The 4165-nt window shown below is 61.3% G+C and carries 4 protein-coding genes; all 4 read left to right on the forward strand.

The window, feature by feature from the left end; translation table 11 throughout:
* Positions 1-4: 4 nt before the first annotated feature.
* On the forward strand, positions 5-1255 hold the full coding sequence (locus VZ95_RS09230) for a cytochrome b (RefSeq protein ID WP_045775593.1): 1251 nt from the start codon (positions 5-7) through the stop codon (positions 1253-1255).
* Positions 1255-2013 carry a cytochrome c1 gene (locus VZ95_RS09235; RefSeq protein ID WP_045775590.1) on the forward strand — a complete coding sequence of 253 codons (759 nt, stop codon included), beginning with the start codon at positions 1255-1257 and terminating at the stop codon, positions 2011-2013. The genes VZ95_RS09230 and VZ95_RS09235 overlap by 1 nt, the downstream gene beginning before the upstream one ends.
* A 69-nt stretch (positions 2014-2082) precedes the next feature.
* Complete coding sequence (locus VZ95_RS09240) at positions 2083-2970, forward strand: S-methyl-5'-thioadenosine phosphorylase (protein ID WP_045775591.1); 888 nt, start codon at positions 2083-2085, stop codon at positions 2968-2970.
* A 40-nt stretch (positions 2971-3010) separates the two neighbouring features.
* Positions 3011-3919, forward strand: coding sequence for a VOC family protein (locus tag VZ95_RS09245; protein WP_084627686.1), 909 nt, complete (start codon positions 3011-3013; stop codon positions 3917-3919).
* Positions 3920-4165 lie beyond the last annotated feature (246 nt).

Genomic DNA, 4165 nt, shown 5'->3' on the forward strand with positions numbered 1-4165 from the left:
AAAAATGAGTACGACAGGCAAGCAAAACGGCCTGGTGAAATGGATCGACACTCGTTTGCCGATCTTCACCCTGCTGGATCATTCGGTGGGCAGCGGCTATCCGACGCCGCGCAACCTGAATTATTTCTGGAACTTCGGTTCCTTGGCCGGCGTAGTGCTGGTGGTGATGATCCTTTCGGGGCTCTTCCTTGCCATGAACTACACGGCCCATGTGGATCTCGCTTTCAATAGCGTCGAACGCATCATGCGCGACGTGAACGGCGGCTGGATGATCCGCTATATTCATGTGAATGGCGCATCGATGTTCTTCATCGTCGTCTATATTCATATTTTCCGCGGGCTCTACTACGGGTCCTACAAGGCCCCGCGCGAGCTGCTGTGGATCTTAGGCGTCGTTCTGCTGCTGCTGATGATGGCGACCGCCTTCATGGGCTATGTGCTGCCGTGGGGCCAGATGAGCTTCTGGGGCGCGACGGTTATCACCAACCTCTTCTCGGCCTTCCCGATTGTCGGCGAGCATATTGTGACGCTGCTGTGGGGCGGCTTCTCGGTTGATAACCCGACGCTGAATCGCTTCTTCGCACTGCATTTCCTGCTGCCGTTCGTCATCGTCGGCGTGGTGATTTTGCACATCGCGGCGCTGCATCAGTTCGGTTCGAACAATCCGCTCGGCATCGATGCGAAAAGCGATAAGGATAAGATCCCGTTCCATCCCTATTACACGGTCAAAGACCTGTTCGGGATTGGTATTTTTGCGATCGTCTTCGCCTTCTTCGTCTTCTTCGCGCCAAACTTCTTTGGCGAACCGGATAACTACATTCCGGCGAACCCGATGCAGACCCCGCCGCATATTGTACCGGAATGGTACTTCCTGCCGTTCTACGCCATTTTGCGGTCGATCCCGGACAAGCTCGGCGGCGTGCTCGCCATGTTTGCCGCCATCGGCGTGCTGGCGGTGCTGCCGTGGCTCGATACCTCGAAGATCCGGTCGACGAAGTTCCGCCCGGTCTACTTCTGGTTCTTCTGGCTGCTGGTGCTGGATTGCTTCGTACTCGGTTGGGCCGGGGGCAAGCCTGCCGAAGGCATCTATGTGGTAATCAGCCGCATCGCGACGGCCTATTACTTCCTGCATTTCCTCGTTGTGCTGCCGCTGCTGGGCAAGCTCGAAACGCCAAAGCCCCTGCCGTCGTCGATTGCGGCGGCGGTCTTGGGGAGTGGGGCCGCGCCCGCGGGTGCCCGCATGGAGAAGCCGTAATGTTGAAGAAACTCATTTTGGCGGCCGGGCTCACGCTCGGCTTGGTTTCCGGGGCGCAAGCGGCAGGCGATGCCGTTACCCTGCCGAAGCAGTCCTGGGGCTTCTACGGCGTGTTCGGCACCTACGACCGGGCGGCGGCGCAACGCGGCTTCCAGGTCTACAAGGAAGTTTGCGCGGCCTGCCACTCGCTGTCGCTGGTCTCTTATCGCAATCTGCGCGACCTTGGCTTCTCGGAAGAGGAAGTGAAGGCGATTGCGGCGGCCTATAAGGTGACCGACGGCCCCAACGATGCCGGTGAAATGTTCGAACGGCCCGCCCGGGCGTCCGACCGTATCGTAAAGCCCTATCCGAATGAAAACGCCTCACGCGCTGCGAACAATGGGGCTTATCCGCCCGATTTATCGCTGATTAATAAAGCGCGCGTTGGCGGGCCGGATTATATCTATGCGCTGTTGACCGGCTATGAAAAGGTTCCGGCGGATGTGGAGCTTCTGGATGGGCAATACTATAATAAGTATTTCCCCGGCCATAAGATCGCCATGCCGCAGCCGCTGAACGACGGCCAGGTGACGTTTGCCGACGGCACGCAAGCGAGCGTCGCCAATATGTCCCATGACGTAACGGTCTTCCTGAATTGGGCGGCCGAGCCCGAGTTGGAAAAGCGTCATCGCTTGGGCGTGCAGGTCATCCTGTTCCTCATCGTGGCCACCGGCTTCTTCTATGCGGCCAAGCGCCGCGTGTGGGCCGATATCCACTAAGCCGCTTTTCACGGCTGAAAAAACCGCGCAAGCCGGGCATGATCGCCCGGCTTGTTGCGTTTAGAGGGAATGATGGATCAGCACAGGAAGATGCCGATTATCGGCGTGATCGGCGGCAGCGGGGTTTATAGTCTCGATGGGCTGCATGGGGCCGAATGGGGCGAGGTTCATACGCCCTTCGGCGCGCCCTCCGATGCGCTGCTGGTCGGCGAGCTTGGCGGCGTGCGCATGGTCTTCCTGCCCCGGCATGGGCGCGGGCATGTGCAAACGCCGAGTACGGTGAATTATCGCGCTAATATTTGGGCAATGAAGGCGCTGGGCGTGACCGATATTCTCGCCGTCTCGGCGGTGGGCTCGCTGAAGGAGGATCTGCCGCCGGGCACCTTCGTGCTGGTCGATCAGTTCATCGACCGCACTTTCGCGCGCGAAAAAAGCTTCTTCGGCCCCGGTTTGGTTGGCCATGTGCCCCTGGCCCATCCGATCTGCTCGCGCCTGGGCGATGCGATTGCCGCCGCAGCTCAGGAGATCGGCCAGCCGATCCGGCGCGGCGGCACCTATATGGTCATGGAAGGGCCGCAATTCTCCACTAAAGCTGAAAGCGAACTCTATCGCGCCTGGGGGTGTTCGGTGATCGGCATGACCAATATGCCGGAAGCAAAATTGGCCCGCGAGGCTGAGATTTGCTACGCCAGCATCGCGATGGTGACCGATTTCGACGGTTGGCACCCCGATCATGACGCGGTGACGGTCGATCAAGTGGTGCGGGTGGCGGGCGCGAATGCCGCAAAAGTGCGGCAGTTGCTGCAAGCCACCGTGCCGCATTTGGCAGCCCCTCGTCCGCCGTGCCGCGACGGCTGCGACACGGCGCTGGAGCATGCGATTATGACAGCACCCGCCCAGCGCGACCCGGCGATGCTGGAGGCGCTTAAACCGCTCCTGGCGCGGGTCATAGCTTAAGAAAGGAGACACTCGATGACGGGTCTCGATCATGTGATTTATGCGTTGCCGATTTAGAGGCGGCGCGGGAGCAGTTACGCCGCCTCGGCTTTGTCGTCACCCCTCGCGGGCGGCACAAGGCTGGGGGACGGCGAATTACTGCGTGATGCTGGCGCAAGGCTATCTTGAGCTTCTCGGGATTATCGACCCAAGTCTGTTCAGCAATAATCTCGACCGCTTCCTGGAGGGGCGCGGGCAAGGGTTGCTAGGGATCGTTTTGGGAACGGAAGAAACGACCGCGCTCGCCGCCACCCTCACCGCGCGCGGCTTGCACCCGGAAGGGCCGCTCACCCTGTCGCGCCTGCTGGAAGCGGGGGCCGAGCCGGTTGAGCCCATTTTCTCGCTGCTGCGCCTACCGCCGGAAGAGCTGCCCGCCATCAATGGTTTCTTCTGCCAGCATCTAACGCCGGAGTTGCTGCGTCAGCCCGGCTGGGAGATCCATCCCAACGCCGTGACCGGCATCGCCAGCGTCACTATCGCCGTCGATAATCCTGAAGCGATTGCGGAGGCCTACGAAACCTTGCTCGGGCGCTCGGCGGTGGTGCCGACCGACGACGCCTGGGCCGTTCACCTGGGCGATGGCAGCGTGCTGCTGTTCGTCACGCCGGAGGAAGCCGCGACGCTCTATTCCCCCCTCAGCGGGCCACCGGAAAGCCCATCCATCGTCGCGATGGCGCTGCGCAGCACGAACCTGGAGCAAACCGCCGCCGCCCTGACCGCCAATGGCGTCGCCTTCGACAGCTCCCCGGCCCGGTGCTGCGCGTCGCGCCGGAGCAGGCGTGCGGTGGGGTGCTGGAGTTTATTGGTTAGAGAGGTTTTGTCGGGGCGCTGCCCCGAACCCCGCCCAAGGGGCTTCGGCCCCTTGGGGAACCCGCTTCTTATCCGAAGAAACGAGGGAATGATCGATTAATAAATGGGATTGCCAAGGGACAAGTCCCTTGCTGGGGGTGTCCCCGCGCGTTTGACGCGCAAAGCGCATCGGGGGTGAAACCCCTGACGTGCCCTCACCGCTTGAAATAATCCTGCACGGCGGTCCAGGCGGCGGTTTGCAGTTTGGCGGCGACTTCGTCGGGCAGATCGGCGGTATAGCGGTTGCCTCGGGGGTTTTGCCGAACAGCGTTTGCGTAGGTCGTGGCGGCGGCGAGATAGGTGCCGG

This window comes from Elstera litoralis (genome assembly GCF_000963705.1).
GTDB classification, from domain to species: domain Bacteria; phylum Pseudomonadota; class Alphaproteobacteria; order Elsterales; family Elsteraceae; genus Elstera; species Elstera litoralis.